This window comes from Streptomyces sp. NPDC052079, from assembly GCF_040680275.1.
Taxonomy (GTDB): domain Bacteria; phylum Actinomycetota; class Actinomycetes; order Streptomycetales; family Streptomycetaceae; genus Streptomyces.
The window spans coordinates 689103-707749 of record NZ_JBFAWL010000001.1 but is presented as its reverse complement, the minus strand read 5'-3'; the positions used below and the strand labels follow the sequence as shown (position 1 = coordinate 707749).

18 protein-coding genes and 1 riboswitch are annotated in these 18647 nt (G+C 69.7%); of the genes, 13 read left to right on the top strand and 5 right to left on the bottom strand.

Annotated features, from left to right (window positions below; genetic code table 11):
* Positions 1–52 precede the first annotated feature (52 nt).
* From AB0L56_RS03425 to AB0L56_RS03415, 3 genes are all read left to right on the top strand, one after another.
* The gene (locus AB0L56_RS03425; protein WP_365418377.1) at positions 53–313 is read left to right on the top strand and encodes a UBP-type zinc finger domain-containing protein; all 261 of its coding nucleotides are present in this window, start codon (positions 53–55) and stop codon (positions 311–313) included.
* A gap of 254 nt (positions 314–567) precedes the next feature.
* On the top strand, positions 568–981 hold the full coding sequence (locus tag AB0L56_RS03420; protein WP_166002247.1) for an anti-sigma regulatory factor: 414 nt from the start codon (positions 568–570) through the stop codon (positions 979–981).
* Positions 982–998: 17 nt separating this feature from the next.
* Positions 999–2129, top strand: a complete 1131-nt coding sequence (locus AB0L56_RS03415; protein WP_365418374.1) for an RNA polymerase sigma factor SigF — start codon at positions 999–1001, stop codon at positions 2127–2129.
* Positions 2130–2367: 238 nt separating this feature from the next.
* On the opposite strand, the gene AB0L56_RS03410 is transcribed toward AB0L56_RS03415, so the two are convergent.
* Positions 2368–2811, bottom strand: coding sequence for a hypothetical protein (locus AB0L56_RS03410; protein WP_365418371.1), 444 nt, complete (start codon positions 2809–2811; stop codon positions 2368–2370).
* 116 nt (positions 2812–2927) lie between these two features.
* Here AB0L56_RS03410 and AB0L56_RS03405 point away from each other — a divergent pair, with 116 nt between their 5' ends.
* Positions 2928–3896, top strand: coding sequence for a diacylglycerol kinase family protein (locus AB0L56_RS03405; RefSeq protein WP_361029064.1), 969 nt, complete (start codon positions 2928–2930; stop codon positions 3894–3896).
* A 318-nt stretch (positions 3897–4214) separates the two neighbouring features.
* On the top strand, positions 4215–4472 hold the full coding sequence (locus AB0L56_RS03400) for a WhiB family transcriptional regulator (protein ID WP_037937783.1): 258 nt from the start codon (positions 4215–4217) through the stop codon (positions 4470–4472).
* A gap of 218 nt (positions 4473–4690) precedes the next feature.
* Here the strand turns inward: AB0L56_RS03400 and AB0L56_RS03395 are convergent, their stop codons facing one another.
* On the bottom strand, positions 4691–6157 hold the full coding sequence (locus tag AB0L56_RS03395) for a PAS domain-containing sensor histidine kinase (protein WP_361029245.1): 1467 nt from the start codon (positions 6155–6157) through the stop codon (positions 4691–4693).
* A gap of 529 nt (positions 6158–6686) precedes the next feature.
* Here AB0L56_RS03395 and nagB point away from each other — a divergent pair.
* The 7 genes from nagB to AB0L56_RS03360 all read left to right on the top strand — a co-directional run bounded on the left by nagB (position 6687) and on the right by AB0L56_RS03360 (position 14749).
* Positions 6687–7472, top strand: coding sequence for a glucosamine-6-phosphate deaminase (gene nagB / locus AB0L56_RS03390; protein ID WP_365418367.1), 786 nt, complete (start codon positions 6687–6689; stop codon positions 7470–7472).
* Positions 7473–7629: 157 nt separating this feature from the next.
* Positions 7630–8394 (top strand): GntR family transcriptional regulator, encoded by a 765-nt coding sequence (locus AB0L56_RS03385; protein ID WP_365418364.1) that lies wholly within the window; start codon positions 7630–7632, stop codon positions 8392–8394.
* Positions 8395–8587: 193 nt separating this feature from the next.
* Complete coding sequence (locus tag AB0L56_RS03380; RefSeq protein WP_361029073.1) at positions 8588–8854, top strand: DUF3311 domain-containing protein; 267 nt, start codon at positions 8588–8590, stop codon at positions 8852–8854.
* Positions 8851–10479 carry a monocarboxylate uptake permease MctP gene (gene mctP, locus AB0L56_RS03375; protein ID WP_365418360.1) on the top strand — a complete coding sequence of 543 codons (1629 nt, stop codon included), beginning with the start codon at positions 8851–8853 and terminating at the stop codon, positions 10477–10479. The genes AB0L56_RS03380 and mctP overlap by 4 nt, the downstream gene beginning before the upstream one ends.
* Positions 10480–10557: 78 nt before the next feature.
* The gene (locus AB0L56_RS03370) at positions 10558–11064 is read left to right on the top strand and encodes a GNAT family N-acetyltransferase (protein WP_365418357.1); all 507 of its coding nucleotides are present in this window, start codon (positions 10558–10560) and stop codon (positions 11062–11064) included.
* Positions 11065–11078: 14 nt separating this feature from the next.
* A riboswitch (cobalamin riboswitch) is annotated at positions 11079–11250 on the top strand.
* A gap of 122 nt (positions 11251–11372) precedes the next feature.
* Positions 11373–13742: a ribonucleoside-diphosphate reductase subunit alpha gene (locus AB0L56_RS03365; RefSeq protein WP_365418355.1), complete on the top strand. Its 2370-nt coding sequence runs from the start codon at positions 11373–11375 to the stop codon at positions 13740–13742.
* On the top strand, positions 13742–14749 hold the full coding sequence (locus tag AB0L56_RS03360; RefSeq protein WP_361029084.1) for a ribonucleotide-diphosphate reductase subunit beta: 1008 nt from the start codon (positions 13742–13744) through the stop codon (positions 14747–14749). The genes AB0L56_RS03365 and AB0L56_RS03360 overlap by 1 nt, the downstream gene beginning before the upstream one ends.
* Before the next feature lie 37 nt (positions 14750–14786).
* On the opposite strand, the gene AB0L56_RS03355 is transcribed toward AB0L56_RS03360, so the two are convergent.
* Positions 14787–15011 (bottom strand): hypothetical protein, encoded by a 225-nt coding sequence (locus AB0L56_RS03355; RefSeq protein ID WP_365418352.1) that lies wholly within the window; start codon positions 15009–15011, stop codon positions 14787–14789.
* 92 nt (positions 15012–15103) lie between these two features.
* Here AB0L56_RS03355 and AB0L56_RS03350 point away from each other — a divergent pair, with 92 nt between their 5' ends.
* A complete protein-coding gene (locus tag AB0L56_RS03350) occupies positions 15104–16066 on the top strand; it encodes a helix-turn-helix domain-containing protein (RefSeq protein WP_361029090.1) in 963 nt (320 codons plus the stop codon).
* A 19-nt stretch (positions 16067–16085) separates the two neighbouring features.
* Here the strand turns inward: AB0L56_RS03350 and AB0L56_RS03345 are convergent, their stop codons facing one another.
* A complete protein-coding gene (locus AB0L56_RS03345; protein WP_365418349.1) occupies positions 16086–17456 on the bottom strand; it encodes a cytochrome P450 in 1371 nt (456 codons plus the stop codon).
* Positions 17453–18538: an epi-isozizaene synthase gene (gene cyc1 / locus AB0L56_RS03340; protein WP_365418858.1), complete on the bottom strand. Its 1086-nt coding sequence runs from the start codon at positions 18536–18538 to the stop codon at positions 17453–17455. Before cyc1 ends, AB0L56_RS03345 begins: the two co-directional genes overlap by 4 nt.
* Positions 18539–18647 lie beyond the last annotated feature (109 nt).

Sequence of the window (18647 nt, the reverse complement as noted above, 5' to 3'; positions counted from 1 at the left end):
CACCCTCGTTTTTCCGCGCGGTCACCCACGGGCGCGTCGTAATCTGGCACTCATGAAACAGTGCACGCACGCCGACGCGCTGCCGCACCCGGAACCCATGCCGCTCGGTCAGACATGTCCGGAGTGTGTGCGCGCCGGTACCGATCCGGTGCAGCTGCGCCTCTGTCTCACCTGCGGCCACGTGGGATGCTGCGACTCCTCGCCGCGCCGGCATGCCACGGAGCACCACAGAGAAACCGGCCACCCGGTGATGCGGAGCCTGGAACCCGGCGAGGACTGGCGCTGGTGCTTCGTCGATCACGTACTCGTGTGACCCGAGGCGGTCCCGGTGCCGGACGGTTCGACCGTCTGACGTCTGGGTACGTCAATGCGGCGCGCGCTCTTCCCTTTTGGGGCCGCAGACCCCTAGCCACGCAGCGTATCCACGGTTTTACTATGAGTGACAGCAGCGGGTTGGGGTCCCGGGACAGGAGCGCCGAGAGCGCGATAGCGTCACCGCTGAACCACGTAGCGCGTTACCCGAGGGCGAACCGGCCCTGAAACGCTTGTACCACCTTGGAGGTGAGGGTGTCCCACATCGCAGGCGAGCCCGCGACCCAGGACTTCGTGGAAGTCCGGCTGCCGGCCGCGGGGGCCTACCTGTCGGTGCTGCGTACGGCCACGGCCGGCCTCGCGGCCCGTTTGGACTTCACCCTCGACGAGATCGAGGACCTGCGCATCGCGGTCGACGAGGCCTGCGCGATCCTGCTTCAGCAGGCCGTGCCGGGGTCGGTGCTCAGCTGTGTCTTCCGGCTCGTCGACGACTCGCTCGAGGTGACCGTCTCGGCGCCGACCACGGACGGTCACGCCCCTTCGCGGGACACCTTCGCCTGGACCGTCCTGTCCGCGCTCGCGGGCAAGGTCTCCTCGGCCGTGGACGAGGACAAGACGGTGTCGATCAGCCTCTACAAACAGCGCGGCGCGGGACCCGGGCCGGCGTGAGGAGCGAGGACGGGCCGGTGCGGGACGAAGAACGCGGCACACGGGAGCTGCCGGCCGAGCGCGTGCCGGACGGCATCGACGGCATCCCCGAGCAGGCCCGGCCGCATCCGGAGGACGACTCCGTGGAGACCGTCCTCCCGGGCGGCGGGCAGCCCGGCGGTGCCGTGTGGGGCACGCCTCCGGCCGGGCATGCCGGGACCGGTCCGGGCCACGGGGGCGCCCCCGCGCGGGAGGCGGGGGACGAGGCGAGCGCTCGGGGAAGGGCGACGGGCGGGACGATGAGCGAGCACGAGCGACACGCCGAGGACGAGGCGCCGCAGGCGTCCGGCGCCCGGAGCGCGCGGAGCACACCGGGCGGGCCGGGCAACCATGGCGCGTACGCGCACCACGACTCGCAGGACCGCAGCGGGGCGCGCGCCCTGTTCCTCGAGCTGCGCACGCTGCAGGACGGCACTCCGGAGTACGCGGAGCTGCGCAACCGGCTGGTGCGCATGCATCTGCCGCTCGTCGAGCATCTCGCGCGCCGCTTCCGCAACCGCGGCGAGCCGCTGGACGACCTCACCCAGGTCGCCACCATCGGGCTGATCAAGTCGGTCGACCGCTTCGACCCGGACCGGGGCGTGGAGTTCTCGACGTACGCCACGCCCACGGTGGTCGGCGAGATCAAGCGGCACTTCCGTGACAAGGGCTGGGCGGTGCGGGTGCCGCGCCGGCTCCAGGAGCTCCGGCTGGCACTGACCACGGCCACGGCGGAGCTGTCCCAGTTGCACGGCCGGTCCCCCACGGTGCACGAGCTGGCCGAGAAGCTGGCCATCTCCGAGGAGGAGGTCCTGGAGGGCCTGGAGTCCGCCAACGCGTACTCCACACTGTCCCTGGACGTCCCCGACACCGACGACGAGTCCCCGGCGGTCGCCGACACCCTCGGCGCCGAGGACGAGGCGCTGGAGGGCGTGGAGTACCGGGAGTCGCTGAAGCCGCTGCTGGAGGATCTGCCGCCGCGCGAGAAGCGGATCCTGCTGCTGCGCTTCTTCGGCAACATGACCCAGTCGCAGATCGCGCAGGAGGTCGGCATCTCGCAGATGCACGTCTCCCGGCTGCTGGCCCGCACCCTGGCCCAGCTGCGGGAGAAGCTGCTCGTGGAGGAGTGAGGCGGGACGGGGCTGCCTCCCGTCAGGGCCAAGCTTTTTCGCCCCCCGGCGCCTGAACGCCGGCCGCGCGGGTGCCCGGGGGGTGTGTGCGCAGCCCGGCGCAAGCGGGGTGCCGTCGCGCCCACCCTCCCCCACTCTCGGCTTCGCTCGAGCGGGGGGACCCCCATCGCCCCAGCGGCACGACTGCCCGCGGATTTGCGGCAGCCGGCCGCGGAGGGCGGCTGTCAGCCCGCCGGGGTCAGGCGTTTGTGTTGCCCGGGCCCCGGATGCCCAGTGCCTGGGTCGTTTCGGGGTTGAGCAGGAGGAACAGGGCGGTGATGGAGACCAGGGCCAGTGCGATGCCCGCGGGGATGGCCACACCGTCGGAGCGCAGCATGTTGTAGGCCACCGGAAGCGCCATGAGTTGCGTGATGACGGCGGGGCCGCGGCTCCAGCTCCGGCGGGCGAGCAGCCCCCGCGCGGCGAGCAGCGGCAGCAGGGCGAGCACGATCAGCGTCACTCCGCCGGTGACGGCCTGCCCGCGGTCGTCCGGTTCGCCGGCGACTCCGAGGACCAGCAGCCACGCGCCGCCGGCCACCAGGGCGAGCCCTTCCAGGGCGGCGAGCGCCGCGGCGTACGTCAGGCGGCGCGGGCGGGGGCCGGTGTCGTCCGAGGTGATGGTGGGGGTCTGCTCACTGCTCACCCCTGAAGGGTAGCCCTCGCCGCGGGGGCCTTCCGTGGCCAGGTTCACGCCCCGGTTTTCGGTCCGGTCCGGCCTCGGTCTGGGCCCGGTACCGCTCAGTAGGTACCCTGCACGTCATGCGTGCTCTTCTCGTGGTCAATCCGGCGGCAACCACCACAAGTGCGCGCACGCGCGATGTGCTGATCCACGCCCTCGCCAGCGAGATGAAGCTGGAGGCGGTCACCACCGAGTACCGGGGGCACGGACGCGACCTGGGCCGGCAGGCCGCGGAGAGCGACGAGATAGACCTGGTGGTGGCCCTCGGCGGGGACGGCACGGTCAACGAGGTCGTCAACGGCCTGCTGCACGCGGGCCCCGACCCCGAGCACCTGCCCGGCCTCGCCGTGGTGCCCGGCGGTTCCACCAATGTCTTCGCCCGCGCCCTGGGGCTGCCCAACCAGCCCGTGGAGGCGACGGGCGTCCTGCTGGACGCGCTGCGCGAGGGCCGGCAGCGCACCGTGGGCCTGGGTCTGACCTCGGGCACACCGGGCTCGGAGGACGAGGCCGTGCCGTCCCGCTGGTTCACCTTCAACGCGGGGCTGGGCTTCGACGCCGGTGTGGTCGGCCGGGTGGAGCAGCAGCGCGAGCGCGGCAGGAAGTCCACGCACGCGCTGTACATGCGCCAGGTGGTCCGTCAGCTGCTCGGTGATCCGCACCGCCGGAACGGGGTGATCACCCTGGAGCACCCGGGCGAGGAACCGGTCACCGACTTGGTGCTGTCCATAGTCTCGAACACCTCGCCGTGGACGTTTCTCGGCAATCGCCCGATCTACGCGTCGCCCAAGGCGTCGTTCGATACCGGCCTGGATCTCTTCGGTCTCAGCCGGATGTCCAACGCCGCGGTTGCCCGGTATGGCACCCAGTTGCTCACTTCGTCCCCGGAGCGCGGACCGCGCGGGAAGCACGCGGTCTCCCGGCACGATCTGACCCGCTTCACCTTGCATTCGAAGGTGCCGCTGCCCCTCCAGATGGACGGTGACCACCTGGGGCTGCGAACCAGCGTGACGTTCACAGGCGTACGCCGTGCACTGCGTGTGATTGTGTGAGCAGAAAGGGCCAAAGTCCTTTCACTCGAACGTTTAGGCCAGGATCCACCCCATGGAAGTACGGCTGTGACCTAGTCGACACCGAAGAATCAAAAAAAACTTTTCGGAAGGGGTTGTATCCGCCGCCGAGGTTTGCGAGTCTCTACGTGGCGATCGGGACGGCCCGCAACACCGGCCTCCACAGATCACCGGAACCCCTCTACAAACCCAAGGACCCACGCCGGGGAAACCTGGTGGTCGGCCCTTCCCTTGTTGGGGGATTCGTGAAAGCGTTCACATTCACAAGCACTTGCAGTTAACCAAGGAGAGGTAGCAGCCATGGACTGGCGTCACAACGCCGTTTGCCGCGAGGAAGACCCCGAGCTGTTCTTCCCCATCGGCAACACCGGTCCCGCGCTGCTGCAGATCGAGGAAGCCAAGGCCGTCTGCCGTCGCTGCCCGGTGATCGAGAACTGCCTCCAGTGGGCGCTCGAGTCCGGTCAGGACTCCGGCGTCTGGGGTGGTCTCAGCGAGGACGAGCGTCGCGCGATGAAGCGCCGCGCCGCCCGCAACCGGGCCCGTCAGGCCTCCGCCTGACAACCCCCCTGCTGACAGCCTGAGCTTGGCGGCGCATACATCGCGTATGCATCTCCCGCCCCCGAGCCGCAGCGCGCAGTTCCCCCGCAGTGCTCGGCACCGCTCGAGCAGGGGAACCCGAGGAACGAGCATCAGCCCCGGACCACTTCACGGTCCGGGGTCTTTTGCTGTGCCGTCTGTGAGTCTTTTGCTGTGCCGTCCGCGCGAGCGGTGCCCCGCTACTTGTGCGACCGCACCGGGATGTCCAGGAGCACCCTGGTCCCCCGGCCCGGGGCCGGGACCATGTCGAAGGTGCCGCTCAACTCACCCTCCACCAGCGTCCGTACGATCTGCAGACCGAGGTTGCCCGCGGTGCGCGGGTCGAAGCCCTCGGGCAGACCCACGCCGTCGTCCTGGACGGTGATCAGCAGTCGGGCCTCCTTCGAGGTGCCGCCGCGGACCGCGGACACCTCGACCGTGCCGGTCTCCCCCTCGGCGAAGCCGTGCTCCAGGGCGTTCTGCAGGATCTCGGTCAGCACCATCGACAGCGGGGTGGCCACCTCGGCGTCGAGTATCCCAAAGCGGCCCGACCGCCGGCCGGTCACCTTGCCCGGTGAGATCTCGGCGACCATCGCGAGGACCCTGTCGGCGATCTCGTCGAACTCCACCCGCTCGTCCAGGTTCTGGGACAGCGTCTCATGCACGATCGCGATGGAGCCCACCCGCCGGACGGCCTCCTCCAGCGCCGCGCGCCCGCGCTCGGAACCGATGCGGCGGGCCTGGAGGCGCAGCAGCGCCGCCACCGTCTGCAGATTGTTCTTCACCCGATGGTGGATCTCCCGGATGGTCGCGTCCTTGGTGATCAACTCACGTTCGCGGCGGCGAAGTTCGGTGACGTCCCGGAGCAGGACCAGTGACCCGATCCGGGTGCCCTTCGGCTTGAGCGGGATGGCCCGGAACTGGATCACCCCGTCGTGCGCCTCGATCTCGAACTCGCGCGGCGCCCAGCCGCTGGCCACCTTGGCCAGCGCCTCGTCCACCGGGCCGTGGGAAGGCGCCAGTTCGGCGGTCGTCTGCCCGAGGTGATGCCCCACCAGGTCGGCGGCGAGCCCCATGCGGTGATAGGCGGAGAGCGCGTTCGGCGAGGCGTACTGGACGATGCCGTCGGCGTCGAGGCGGATCAGCCCGTCGCCCACCCGGGGCGAGGCGTCCATCTCCAGCTGCTGGTTCGCGAACGGGAAGGCTCCGGCCGCGATCATCTGCGCGAGGTCGGAGGCGCTCTGGAGATAGGTGAGCTCCAGCCGGCTCGGGGTGCGCACGGTGAGGAGGTTGGTGTTGCGCGCGATGACGCCGAGGACGCGCCCCTCACGCCGTACGGGGATCGACTCCACCCGTACGGGCACTTCCTCGCGCCACTCCGGGTCGCCCTCGCGCACGATGCGGCCCTCGTCCAGGGCCACGTCCAGCATGGGCCGGCGGCCGCGCGGCACGAGGTGGCCCACCATGTCGTCCTGGTACGAGGTCGGGCCGGTGTTGGGCCGCATCTGGGCGACGGAGACATAGCGGGTGCCGTCCCGGGTGGGGACCCACAGGACCAGGTCGGCGAAGGACAGGTCGGAGAGCAGCTGCCACTCCGAGACCAGCAGATGGAGCCACTCGAGGTCGGTGTCGTCGAGGGCGGTGTGCTGGCGTACGAGCTCGTTCATGGAGGGCACGTCAGCGAGCGTACCCGGGGGTCGGTGGCGCCCCGGAAAACACCCGCGGGCCGCGGCGCCTGAGAGGGACCCTCAACCCTCTTCGGCACCGCAGCCCGGAGCAGTATCGGCCGTGGGGTGTGCGGTCCCGGTCGGCCGAAGGATGAGGAACCGGGGCCGTCAGGGCAGAGAGCTCCGGATCCTCGGTCCAACCTTCCTGTGCGGGGAAGGCAGGCTTACTGTGTCCCGCTACGCATTGTGGACTAGACCACTACCCGTGTAAATGCGCTGGGACGCCGTTCTTCGCTGTCATGTGGGCGCCCACCCGAAGGCACGCGCGTCCACCGGGCAGCCTAACCGGTAGGAGTCCCCTGCGGGGCCGGACGGCCGGGCGAATTCGGCCGACGGCTCTCCAGGGGCGGCGGTTTCGCCTGGGAGGGCGGGGGCCTCTCTGCTAGATTGAGATTGGTCTAAACCACCTGCCCCGGGGTACCCGGGCGCCAGAACCAGTCGAGACCTCCTGAAGATCGGCAGGCCCACCGTGGAAGTTGTCATCGTTACGGACGCCAAGGCGGGTGGCGAGCTCATCGCCGAGGCCATGGCACAGCTCCTGCGGCGCAAGCCCGACGCCCTGCTGGGCGTCGCCACGGGTTCCACGCCGTTGCCCGTCTACGAGGCGCTGGCACACCGGGTGAAGTCCGGCGCCGTGGACACCTCCCGGGCCCGGATCGCCCAGCTCGACGAGTACGTGGGACTGCCCGCCGACCACCCCGAGTCCTACCGCTCGGTGCTCCGGCGCGAGGTCCTGGAGCCGCTCGGGATCGGGATGGACGCCTTCATGGGCCCGGACGGCACGGCCGAGGACGTGCAGGGGGCCTGCGAGGCGTACGAGCGGGAGCTGGCCGAGGCCGGCGGTGTGGACCTCCAGCTGCTCGGGATCGGCACGGACGGGCACATCGGGTTCAACGAGCCGTGCTCCTCCCTGGCCTCCCGCACCCGGATCAAGACGCTGACCGAGCAGACCCGGGTGGACAACGCGCGCTTCTTCGGGGGCGTCATCGAGCAGGTCCCCCACCACGTCATCACCCAGGGCATCGGCACCATCCTGGAGGCCCGCCACCTGGTGCTACTGGCCACCGGCGAGGGCAAGGCGGACGCGGTCGCCGCCACCGTCGAGGGGCCGGTGGCGGCGGTGTGCCCGGCCTCCGCGCTGCAGCTGCACCCCCATGCCACGGTCGTCGTCGACGAGGCCGCCGCGTCCAAGCTGAAGCTCGCCGACTACTTCCGGCACACCTACGCCAACAAGCCGGAGTGGCAGGGCATCTGACCGCCGTGCGTGGTCTGGACCAGCCCCTTCCCCAGGGGTATACAAAGGGGATCACGGAGCGTGCGGGGCACACCCCCGCCCCGAGCCGTGCCACGATGTCAGCCGTGGCCGATGGGGATGTCGGTCGTTTCGGCATCCGGAGCCGGGAAGGCAGAGCATGAGCACCGACGTCAGCAGTGCGGAGAACGAGGGTGGGACTACGGTCCGTACGGCGCGTGTGCCCAAGTACTACCGGCTGAAGAAACACCTGCTGGACATGACCGAAACGGCGCCGCCCGGCACGCCGGTCCCGCCCGAGCGCACGCTGGCGGCGGAGTTCGACACCTCGCGCACCACCGTGCGCCAGGCGCTCCAGGAGCTGGTGGTCGAGGGGCGACTCGAGCGCATCCAGGGCAAGGGCACGTTCGTCGCCAAGCCCAAGGTCTCCCAGGCGCTCCAGCTCACCTCATACACCGAGGACATGCGCGCCCAGGGGCTGGAACCCACCTCGCAGCTGCTCGACCTGGGCTACATCACGGCCGACGACCGGCTCGCCGGGCTGCTCGACATCACGCCCGGCGGCCGGGTGCTGCGCATCGAGCGGCTGCGTATGGCCAACGGTGAGCCGATGGCCATCGAGACCACCCATCTGAGCGCGAAACGCTTCCCCGCGCTGCGCCGCAGCCTGACGAAGTACACCTCCCTCTACACCGCCCTCGCCGAGGTGTACGACGTCCATCTGGCGGAGGCCGAGGAGACGATCGAGACGTCCCTGGCCACCCCGCGGGAGGCCGGCCTGCTGGGCACCGACGTGGGCCTGCCGATGCTGATGCTGTCCCGGCACTCGCGGGACCGCGACGGGCAGCCGGTGGAGTGGGTGCGGTCGGTGTACCGGGGCGACCGCTACAAGTTCGTCGCGCGTCTGAAGCGTCCCCAGGACTGAGCCGCGGGACCACGCGAAAGTGCCGTCATGTCCGGACACATGGGGTGGTTGACAAGGTTTTCGTTGCTGTTGCCTCTCGGTTGGGTGGCGCCTGAATACCGCTCTGCAGGCGAGGGGTTACGACCGCGCCGCGCCCTCACCTACATTGCCGCGCATGACCGCCGGTGATCAGTGAGGGGACGGTAGCCGTCTGATGTCGCAAGCTCCAGAAAACCCAGGAGGGCCGGTGGTGACGCCTGTGCGCGTCGTCATCGCCCTGTGTCTCGTCGCACCGTTCGTGGCCCTGCTGTGGGTCGGTTCGTACGCGAAGACCGACCCCGTTCTCATCGGTATCCCGTTCTTCTACTGGTACCAGATGCTGTGGGTGCTGATCTCCACCGCGCTGACGATGATCGCCTTCCATCTGTGGCGGCGTGACCAGCGCGCCCGCTCGGCCTCGAAGGGCGGTGCGTCGCAGTGAACGACGGCGTGAACGGCGTGGCACTGGCCGTCTTCATCTTCTTCTTCCTGCTCGTCACGGCCATGGGGTTCATGGCCGCGCGCTGGCGCAAGGCCGAGAACGAGCACAGTCTCGACGAGTGGGGCCTGGGCGGGCGCTCCTTCGGAACGTGGGTCACCTGGTTCCTGCTGGGCGGCGACCTGTACACCGCCTACACCTTCGTCGCCGTACCGGCGGCGATCTACGCGGCGGGCGCGGCCGGCTTCTTCGCGGTGCCGTACACGATCCTGGTGTACCCCCTGATCTTCACCTTCCTGCCCCGGCTCTGGTCGGTGTCGCACAAGCACGGCTATGTGACGACGTCCGACTTCGTACACGGCCGGTTCGGCTCGAAGGGCCTGTCACTGGCCGTCGCGGTCACCGGCATCCTGGCGACGATGCCCTACATCGCGCTCCAACTGGTCGGTATCCAGGCCGTGCTGGACGTGATGGGCGTCGGCGGCGGCGAGAACACCAACTGGTTCGTCAAGGACCTGCCGATCCTGCTCGCCTTCGGTGTGCTGGCCGCGTACACATACTCCTCGGGGCTGCGCGCTCCCGCTCTGATCGCCTTCGTGAAGGACACGCTGATCTACATCGTCATCGTGGTGGCGATCATCTACATCCCGGTCAAGCTGGGCGGCTTCGACGAGATCTTCGCCTCCGCGCGGGAGGCCTACAGCCAGACCAACCCGGCCACGGGCAAACCGCGCGGTGCGCTGGTACCGGACGAGGCGAACCAGTGGACGTACGCCACGCTGGCGCTCGGCTCCGCGCTGGCGCTGTTCATGTACCCGCACTCGATCACCGCGACGCTGTCCTCGCGCAGCCGTGAGGTGATCCGCCGCAACACCACGATCCTGCCGCTGTACTCGCTGATGCTGGGGCTGCTCGGGCTGCTCGGCTTCATGGCCATCGCGGCCGGGGTCAAGGTCAGCAACGGCCAGCTGGCCATTCCGCAGCTGTTCGAGAACATGTTCCCGGACTGGTTCGCGGGCGTGGCCTTCGCGGCGATCGGCATCGGCGCGCTGGTGCCGGCGGCGATCATGTCCATCGCGGCGGCGAACCTGTTCACCCGCAACATCTACAAGGACTTCATCAAGCCGGACGCGACGCCCCATCAGGAGACCCAGGTCTCCAAGATCGTGTCCCTGCTGGTGAAGGTGGGCGCGCTGCTCTTCGTCCTGACCATGGACAAGACGGTCGCGATCAACTTCCAGCTCCTCGGCGGGATCTGGATCCTGCAGACCTTCCCGGCGCTGGTGGGCGGCCTGTTCACCCGCTGGTTCCACCGCTGGGCGCTGATCGGCGGCTGGGCCGTCGGCATGATCTACGGCACCGCCGCCGCGTACGGGGTGGCCTCGCCGACGCAGAAGCACTTCGGCGGGTCGTCGGACGAGATCCCGGGCATCGGCGAGATCGGCTACATCGGTCTCACCGCCTTCGTGCTCAACGTCGTGGTCACGGTCGTCCTGACCTTCGTCCTGCGGGCCCTCAAGGCGCCCGAGGGCATCGACCAGACCAAGCCGGAGGACTACACGGTGGACGCGGGCGACCCCGGAGTCCAGGTGGAGCTTCCGCCGGCCACGGCGGGCAGCAGCCACTGACGCCGTAGCCGCATCGCACGACGGGCCGCCGGAGACATCCGGCGGCCCGTCGTCGTACCCGTCCGGCACACTCCCCCCATGGACATCGTCATCAGGCCGGTGCGGGCCGGCGAGTACGAGGAGCTCGGTGAGATCACCGCGGGGGCCTATCTGCTGGACGGACTGCTGGACTTCGGGGAGAGCGACGCGTACCTCGGCGAGCTGCGCGACGTGGCGAAGCGGGCGGCCGCGGCCGAGGTACTGGTCGCCACGGAGCGCGGGGCGCTGCTGGGCGGGGTGACCTTCGTGCCGGGCCCCGGGCCGATGGCCGACATAGCGGGGCCGGGCGAGACGGAGATCCGGATGCTGGCGGTGGCCCGCGCGGGCCGCGGCCGCGGCGCCGGGGAGGCTCTCGTGCGCGCCTGTGTCGAGCGGGCACGGGCGATCGAGGGGTGTGCGCGGATCGTGCTGTCGACCCAGCGCACCATGCACTCCGCCCACCGCATCTACGAGCGGCTGGGCTTCACCCGCACCCCGGAGCGGGACTGGAACCCGCTGCCGGAGCTGGACGACATCCTGCTCCTCACCTACGAGTTGACGCTCTGACACCGACCCGGCACAACATATGGGTCTGTCGGCGACACCGGGCACAAGATGTATGCTCATGCTCGCTGTCGCCGCAGGGGAATCCGGTGCGAATCCGGAACTGTCCCGCAACGGTGTACCCATGCCTGCCCACTCGCGGGCGCATGGGCGTCAGTCCGAGGACCTGCCGACAGTGCGCCCGGCCGTCCGGTCGGGTGCCCTGACGTCCGGGCCTCGCGGAATGGGCCGGTGGACGCGACGCCCCGTGCGCTCGTGTGCTGCCCCCTGCGCTCTTCGAGGCCCCCGTGCCGAGCGAGGGAGAGCCCCACGTGACCATCGCGCCAGCCGATCCGGCTTCAGCGACCGGCGTGACCGAGGAGAGCGGCGGCCCCGGTGCCGCGCTGCTGCGGACCCTGACCGAGCTGACCGCCGACCTGCCCGACGCCGACCCCGGCCGGGTCGCCGCCGCCGCGCTGCGCGGCCGGTCCACGGATGCCGGCGAGCCGGAGCTGCGGGAACTGGCCACCGAGGCGGCGGCCGGGCTCATCTCCGAGGACCCCGCCTACTCCCGGCTCGCCGCCCGGCTGCTGACCATCGGCATCCGCGCGGAGGCCGCCTCCCAGGGCGTCACCTCGTTCACCCGGTCCGTCGCGACCGGGCACCGCGAGGGTCTCGTCGCCGACCGGACCGCCGCGTTCGTCCGGCTCTACGGGGACCGGCTCGACGCGCTGATCGACCCCCGCGCGGACGACCGCTTCGGCTACTTCGGCCTGCGCACCCTGCACAGCCGCTATCTGCTGCGGCACCCGGTCACCCGCAAGGTCGTCGAGACGCCGCAGCACTTCCTGCTGCGGGTCGCCGCCGGTCTCGCCGAGGACGACAGCGCCCGCGCGGTGGAGGAGGTCGCGGCGCTGTACACGCTGATGAGCCGCCTGGAGTATCTGCCGTCCTCCCCCACCCTGTTCAACTCCGGTACCCGTCACCCGCAGATGTCGTCCTGCTATCTGCTGGACTCCCCCAAGGACGAGCTGGACTCCATCTACGAGCGCTATCACCAGGTCGCCCGGCTCTCCAAGCACGCGGGCGGCATCGGCCTGGCCTACTCCCGTATCCGCTCGCGGGGTTCGCTGATCCGCGGCACCAACGGGCACTCCAACGGCATCGTCCCGTTCCTGAAGACGCTGGACGCCTCGGTCGCGGCCGTGAACCAGGGCGGGCGGCGCAAGGGCGCGGCGGCGGTCTACCTGGAGACCTGGCACTCCGACATCGAGGAGTTCCTGGAGCTGCGCGACAACACCGGTGAGGACGCCCGCCGTACGCACAACCTGAACCTCGCGCACTGGGTGCCGGACGAGTTCATGCGCCGGGTGGACGCCGACGGGCCGTGGTCGCTGTTCTCCCCGGCGGACGTCCCGGAGCTGGTCGATCTGTGGGGCGAGGAGTTCGACGCGGCGTACCGGGCCGCGGAGGCGAAGGGCCTGGCGCGCAGGACGCTCCCCGCGCGGGAGCTGTACGGCCGGATGATGCGCACCCTCGCGCAGACCGGCAACGGCTGGATGACGTTCAAGGACACCGCCAACCGGACGGCGAACCAGACGGCGACCGCGGGCCACGTGATCCACTCCTCGAACCTCTGCACGGAGATCCTCGAGGTCACCGACGACGGGGAGACGGCGGTCTGCAACCTGGGGTCGGTCAACCTCGGTGCCTTCGTGGAGCGGGGGGACATCGACTGGGAGCGCCTCGACGCGACGGTGCGTACGGCCGTGACGTTTCTCGACCGGGTCGTCGACATCAACTTCTACCCGACCGAGCAGGCGGGCCGTTCCAACGCCCGGTGGCGGCCCGTGGGTCTCGGCGCCATGGGCCTGCAGGACGTCTTCTTCCGGCTGAGGCTGCCCTTCGACTCCCCGGAGGCGAAGGCCCTGTCCACGAAGATCGCCGAGCGGATCATGCTCGCCGCCTACGAGACCTCCGCCGATTTGGCCGAACGCGACGGCCCGCTGCCCGCGTGGGAGAAGACCCGCACCGCGCGGGGCGTGCTGCACCCCGACCACTACGACGTCGAGCCGGCCTGGCCGGAGCGCTGGGCGGCGCTGCGGACGCGGATCGCGGCCACCGGGATGCGCAACGCGCTGCTGCTGGCGATCGCGCCCACCGCCACCATCGCGTCGATCGCCGGGGTGTACGAGTGCATCGAGCCGCAGGTGTCCAACCTGTTCAAGCGCGAGACGCTGTCCGGGGAGTTCCTCCAGGTGAACTCGTACCTGGTGGACGATCTGAAGGCGCTCGGCGTGTGGGACGCGCGCACCCGTGAGGCACTGCGCGAGGCGGGGGGCTCAGTGCAGGACTTCGCGTGGATCCCCGAGGAGGTGCGCCGGCTGTACCGCACGGCGTGGGAGATCCCGCAGCGCGGTCTGATCGACATGGCCGCCGCCCGCACCCCGTATCTGGACCAGGCGCAGTCGCTCAACCTGTTCCTGGAGACACCGACCATCGGCAAGCTCTCCTCGATGTACGCCTACGCCTGGAAGCAGGGCCTGAAGACCACGTACTACCTGCGTTCCCGCCCGGCGACCCGGATCGCCCGGGCGGCGCGCGCCACCGTCCCCATCCCCGTCCCCGTCGAGCGGACGCCCGAGCCCGAAGCGGTCGCCTGCTCCCTGGAAAACCCCGAGTCCTGCGAGGCCTGCCAGTGATGACCGACAAGAACCTGCTCGACCCCGGCTTCGAGCTGACGCTCCGCCCCATGCGCTACCCGGACTTCTACGAGCGCTACCGGGACGCCATCAAGAACACCTGGCATGTGGAGGAGGTGGACCTGCACTCGGACGTCGCCGATCTGGCGAAGCTCAGTCCCAAGGAGCGGCACCTGATCGGACGGCTGGTCGCGTTCTTCGCGACGGGCGACTCGATCGTGGCGAACAACCTGGTGCTGACGCTGTACAAGCACATCAACTCGCCCGAGGCGCGGCTGTATCTCTCCCGGCAGCTGTTCGAGGAGGCGGTGCACGTCCAGTTCTATCTGACGCTGCTGGACACGTATCTGCCCGACCCGGACGACCGGGCGGCGGCCTTCGCGGCCGTGGAGAACATCCCGTCCATCCGGGAGAAGGCCGAATTCTGCTTCCGGTGGATGGACTCGGTGGAGAAGATCGACCGGCTGGAGACACGGGCGGACCGCCGCCGCTTCCTGCTGAACCTGATCTGCTTCGCCGCGTGCATCGAGGGGCTGTTCTTCTACGGCGCCTTCGCCTACGTGTACTGGTTCCGCGGCCGGGGCCTGCTGCACGGGCTGGCTACCGGCACCAACTGGGTGTTCCGCGACGAGACGATGCACATGTCCTTCGCCTTCGACGTGGTCGACACCGTGCGCAAGGAGGAGCCGGACCTCTTCGACGAGGAACTCGGGCAGCAGGTCACCGACATGCTGCGCGAGGCGGTCGAGGCGGAACTGCAGTTCGCGCGCGATCTGTGCGGGGACGGACTGCCGGGCATGAACACCGAGTCGATGCGGCAGTACCTGGAGTGCGTCGCCGACCAGCGGCTGGTGCGGCTGGGCTTCGCGCCGGTGTACGGCTCGGAGAACCCGTTCTCCTTCATGGAGCTCCAGGGCGTCCAGGAGCTGACGAACTTCTTCGAGCGGCGTCCGTCCGCGTACCAGGTCGCCGTGGAGGGCACGGTCGACCTGGACGAGGACTTCTGACGGGGACCTCGGGGGACCTGTGCACCCCAGTGCCGTCTCATGCCGCCCTTGCGGTGCGGTGTGGGGCGGCACCCTCCTCCGGGCGGGCCGGCGGCGGGGCGACGGGGCGCTCGGCGGCCGCGCGGGCCTCCTCGGCCCGCTTGATCTGCCGGTCGATCCGGCGGTCACGCGCGATGCCGAGGAGGGCGGGGAGGGTCGTGAGGACGAACAGGCCGAGAACGGCCACCATCGCGATCAGTGCTTCCGTCTGCGTCGTATCCATGTCACCACTGTCGCGCGCAACACTCCTGACCGGCAGTGGCAGGACTGCCGGGTACCCTCGATTTACTGCCAAAGGCGAGGCACACTGGAGCCATGCTGAAAAACGTGGCCGCCGTCGTCCTCGACGGCGTGAATCCCTTCGAACTCGGTGTCGTCTGCGAGGTCTTCGGCGTCGACCGCAGTGACGACGGGTTGCCGGGCTACGACTTCGCCGTCGTCTCGGCCGACGGCCCGACCGTGCGCTGCACCACGGGTTTCGCGCTGCGGCTCGAGCACGGCCTGGAGCGTCTGGAGACGGCGGACCTGATCACCGTGCCCGCCGGTGCCTCCTACGTCTCCCAGGAGTTCCCGCCCGAGCTGCTGGACGCCCTGCGCCGGGCCGTGGACCGGGGTGCCCGGGTGCTCAGCGTCTGCTCCGGGGTGTTCGTGCTCGCCGCCGCCGGGCTCCTCGACGGTCGGCGGGTCACCTCCCACTGGAAGCACGCGGAGGAGCTGACCGGGCGCTATCCGCATCTCACCGTGGAACCGGACGTGCTCTACGTCGACGAGGACCCGGTGATCACCTCCGCCGGCACCGCCGCCGGGATCGACGCCTGTCTGCATCTGGTGCGCAAGGAGCAGGGTCCGGAGGTCGCCAACAAGATCGCCCGGCGCATGGTGGTCCCCCCGCACCGCGACGGCGGCCAGGCCCAGTACATCGAGCGCCCGCTGCCTCCGCCCGGGGGCGACACCGTCTCCGGAGTGCTGGTGTGGATGGAGCGGCACCTCGACGAGGAGGTCACCGTGGAGCAGCTCGCCGCCCGCGCCCATATGTCCCCGCGCACCTTCGCCCGCCGCTTCCAGCAGGAGACCGGCACCACGCCGTATCGCTGGATCCTGCGCCAGCGGGTGCTGCTGGCCCAGCATCTGCTGGAGGCGACGGACGAGACGGTGGACGCGATCGCGGGCCGCACCGGCTTCGGCAACGCGGCGGCGCTGCGCCACCACTTCGTGCGCGCCGTGGGCACCACCCCGCAGGCCTACCGGCGCGCGTTCCGGGGCCCGGAGGCCGCCTGACCGCGCGCCGGCCGGCAGGTCAGCGGGGCAGCGCCCGCAGCATCAGCCGGCGCGGCCGGAGCGTGATGCCGATCCGGGGCCGGGGGTCGGAGCCGCGCGCGTGCTCGAACCGGTAGGCGGAGGCGACCGCCGCGGTGATGAGCGTGAGTTCGGCCATCGAGAAGTGGTCACTGGGGCACTTGCGGTTGCCCACGCTGAACGGGCTCATCGCGTACTTGGGTACGTCCTTGGACCGTTCGGGAAGCCAGCGGTCCGGGTCGAACTCCTCGTGCCGCTCGTACGACCGCCGGTCCCGCTGGACGGCGTGCGGGCTGTAGATGAGGTCCGCCCCCTTGGGAATGCGGTATCCGCCGAGTTCCGTGTCGGCCACCGCGCGGCGCGTCAATATCCAGACGGCCGGATACAACCGCAGGGTCTCGGTGATGACATTCGCGGTGTACGTCAGCTTTCGGACGTCCTCGAATGCGACGGGGCGGTCACCGACGACGGTTTTCACCTCGTCGCGGATCTTGTCGCCCAGTTCCGGGTGCTCGGTGAGAACCAGGAGGAGGGACATCACCGTGGATCCGATGGTTTCGGCGCCGGGGGTGAGGATGGCGATGACCTGATCGTGCACCTCCTGTTCACCTATGGGCTCGCCATTGTCGTCCTTCGCCTCCAGCAAAGCCGTCAGCAAATCGTTCGGCTTTTGACCGCTTGCCCGTCGTTCGGCGACGATCTCGTCCACCAGGACATGCAAATCGGACAGGGCCCGATTGAATTCCCGGTTGGCCGGGAGCGGCACCTTGTACAGCGGTCCGAGCGGTACCACCATGCGCTGGTACATGCCGCTGAACAGCGTGGCGAGGTCGGTGCAGATGCGGTCGGCCCGGTCGCCCACGCAGCTGCCGCGCATCAGGCAGCGGGCGGTGACCCGGACGGCCAGCCGGAAGGACTCCGCCGTGATGTCCAGCGCCTCGCCGGAGCGCCAGCGGTCCACGAGCGCGTACGACTCCTCCGCCATGATCGGCCCGTAGGCGGGGATCGCGTCGAGCCGGAAGGCGGGCTGGATGGTGCGGCGCTGGCGCCGGTGCAGCGCGCCGTTGGCGGTGGCGACGCCCTCCTTGCCGAGCAGCTCCTCCAGGGACTCCCACAGGGGTCCGGCGATGATGTAGTCGGGGCTCAGGGCCACCGCCCCGGTGAGGGCGGGGGCGGTGACGGCGTACACCGTCTTCGGTCCCAGTTTCAGGCGCACGACGTCTCCGTGGTCGCGCAGCCCGGACAGGAAGGCCAGCGGATCGCGGGCCAGCTTCCAGCCGTGGCCGAGGAGGGGGACTCCTCCGCCGGCCAGGGGCGGCTCGGACAGTGCGGTCGTCGCGGACGCCTCGGGATTCACCGACTCGACGGTCATTTCTCACCTGCCGCTTCGTTGTTGACGTACGGGGGCGTGGACCGGTCGTCCCAGCTGTCGATCCGGTACCGGCCGGACTCGTGGTGGAACCAGTAGACGGAGCTGAACCAGTTCCGCATGTTGCCGACACAGGTGCGAACGGCGGCGCTCGTTTCCTTTCCTCCGACGGTGCCGTCGTCGAGGGAGTCGGCGAACCGTAATGCCTCGCTCTCCGCATTCTGGAATTCGCGGATGCATTCCTCGACGCGATGCCTTACTTCGGCGATCGCCTCTTCGAGTGTCAGTCCCTCGTGCGTGACGAGACTGATGCCGAGATTGTGCACCTCGCTGCCCGCGATTTCCTTCGGCAGCGAGCACAGGTCGTTGTACCAGGCGGCGAATTCCTGACTGAGCAGCGCCGCCTTCCGGTAGGCCGGATTCTTTCGCACTCCGTCCGGCAGTTCACTGCCCGCACTGGGTTCCAGGAGATCCGTCCAAATCCAGTGCGCGAAGGTGAGGCGACGCAGTTCCAGGTATTCCTCGACGGTGGGGATGACCCCCTCCGTGCGGTTGTCGAATTCCCGGTCGTACGCCTCGATCACCTCGTGGAAGTGCCGGGCGAACCGGGCGTTCCAGCTGCCCGGCAGGAAGGCGTAGAGCCGTCGTACGCCGTCCGCGAGCCCCGCGACCACCGGATCCTCGTGACGCAGATGGTCGTTGGGGCTGTCGAGGGCCCTGTGCAGCAGGTTCTTCAGCCGCCGCCAGGCGGCGGGGCGGCCGTGCACGATGTCGCGGTCGTGCCGGTCGTCCCAGACGAAGAACCACGCGCTGTAGTCCGCTATCGCCTGCAGGACCTCGTCGGGGGCGCCTATGTAGTACCCCGCCATAAGGTCGGTGTAGCACAGGCCATCGGCATATGCCTCCACCTTGTCCGCCGGCATGAGCCGCTTTTCGAGCAGCCACGCCCTGGTCGTTTCCTGAAGCTTCGGCCAATACGGGTGGAGTTGCCGGGGAAACGCCGTCTCGATCACCGGAAGAGACAGCGCCGGTGGAACCGCGATGGTGGTCGGTGTCGATGTGGTGCCGTGTGACAAAGCATGCACGAACAATCCCCTCTCAGCCGCCAGTTGGCGTGCGCCCGCCCCCCGAGCCGGGCGCACGCCTGCGTATCGCCGCACCTCCATTCAGCACCACAACTGACCGCTGTGGGAA

Coding starts and splice junctions, on each gene's coding strand:
- AB0L56_RS03360 (WP_361029084.1), top strand. CDS start 13,742: ATGACCGACAAGAACCTGCTCGACCCCGGCTTCGAGCTGACGCTCCGC.
- AB0L56_RS03385 (WP_365418364.1), top strand. CDS start 7,630: ATGAGCACCGACGTCAGCAGTGCGGAGAACGAGGGTGGGACTACGGTC.
- AB0L56_RS03345 (WP_365418349.1), bottom strand. CDS start 17,456: ATGACCGTCGAGTCGGTGAATCCCGAGGCGTCCGCGACGACCGCACTG.
- AB0L56_RS03400 (WP_037937783.1), top strand. CDS start 4,215: ATGGACTGGCGTCACAACGCCGTTTGCCGCGAGGAAGACCCCGAGCTG.
- AB0L56_RS03380 (WP_361029073.1), top strand. CDS start 8,588: ATGTCGCAAGCTCCAGAAAACCCAGGAGGGCCGGTGGTGACGCCTGTG.
- AB0L56_RS03355 (WP_365418352.1), bottom strand. CDS start 15,011: ATGGATACGACGCAGACGGAAGCACTGATCGCGATGGTGGCCGTTCTC.
- AB0L56_RS03425 (WP_365418377.1), top strand. CDS start 53: ATGAAACAGTGCACGCACGCCGACGCGCTGCCGCACCCGGAACCCATG.
- AB0L56_RS03350 (WP_361029090.1), top strand. CDS start 15,104: ATGCTGAAAAACGTGGCCGCCGTCGTCCTCGACGGCGTGAATCCCTTC.
- AB0L56_RS03395 (WP_361029245.1), bottom strand. CDS start 6,157: ATGAACGAGCTCGTACGCCAGCACACCGCCCTCGACGACACCGACCTC.
- AB0L56_RS03370 (WP_365418357.1), top strand. CDS start 10,558: ATGGACATCGTCATCAGGCCGGTGCGGGCCGGCGAGTACGAGGAGCTC.
- AB0L56_RS03405 (WP_361029064.1), top strand. CDS start 2,928: ATGCGTGCTCTTCTCGTGGTCAATCCGGCGGCAACCACCACAAGTGCG.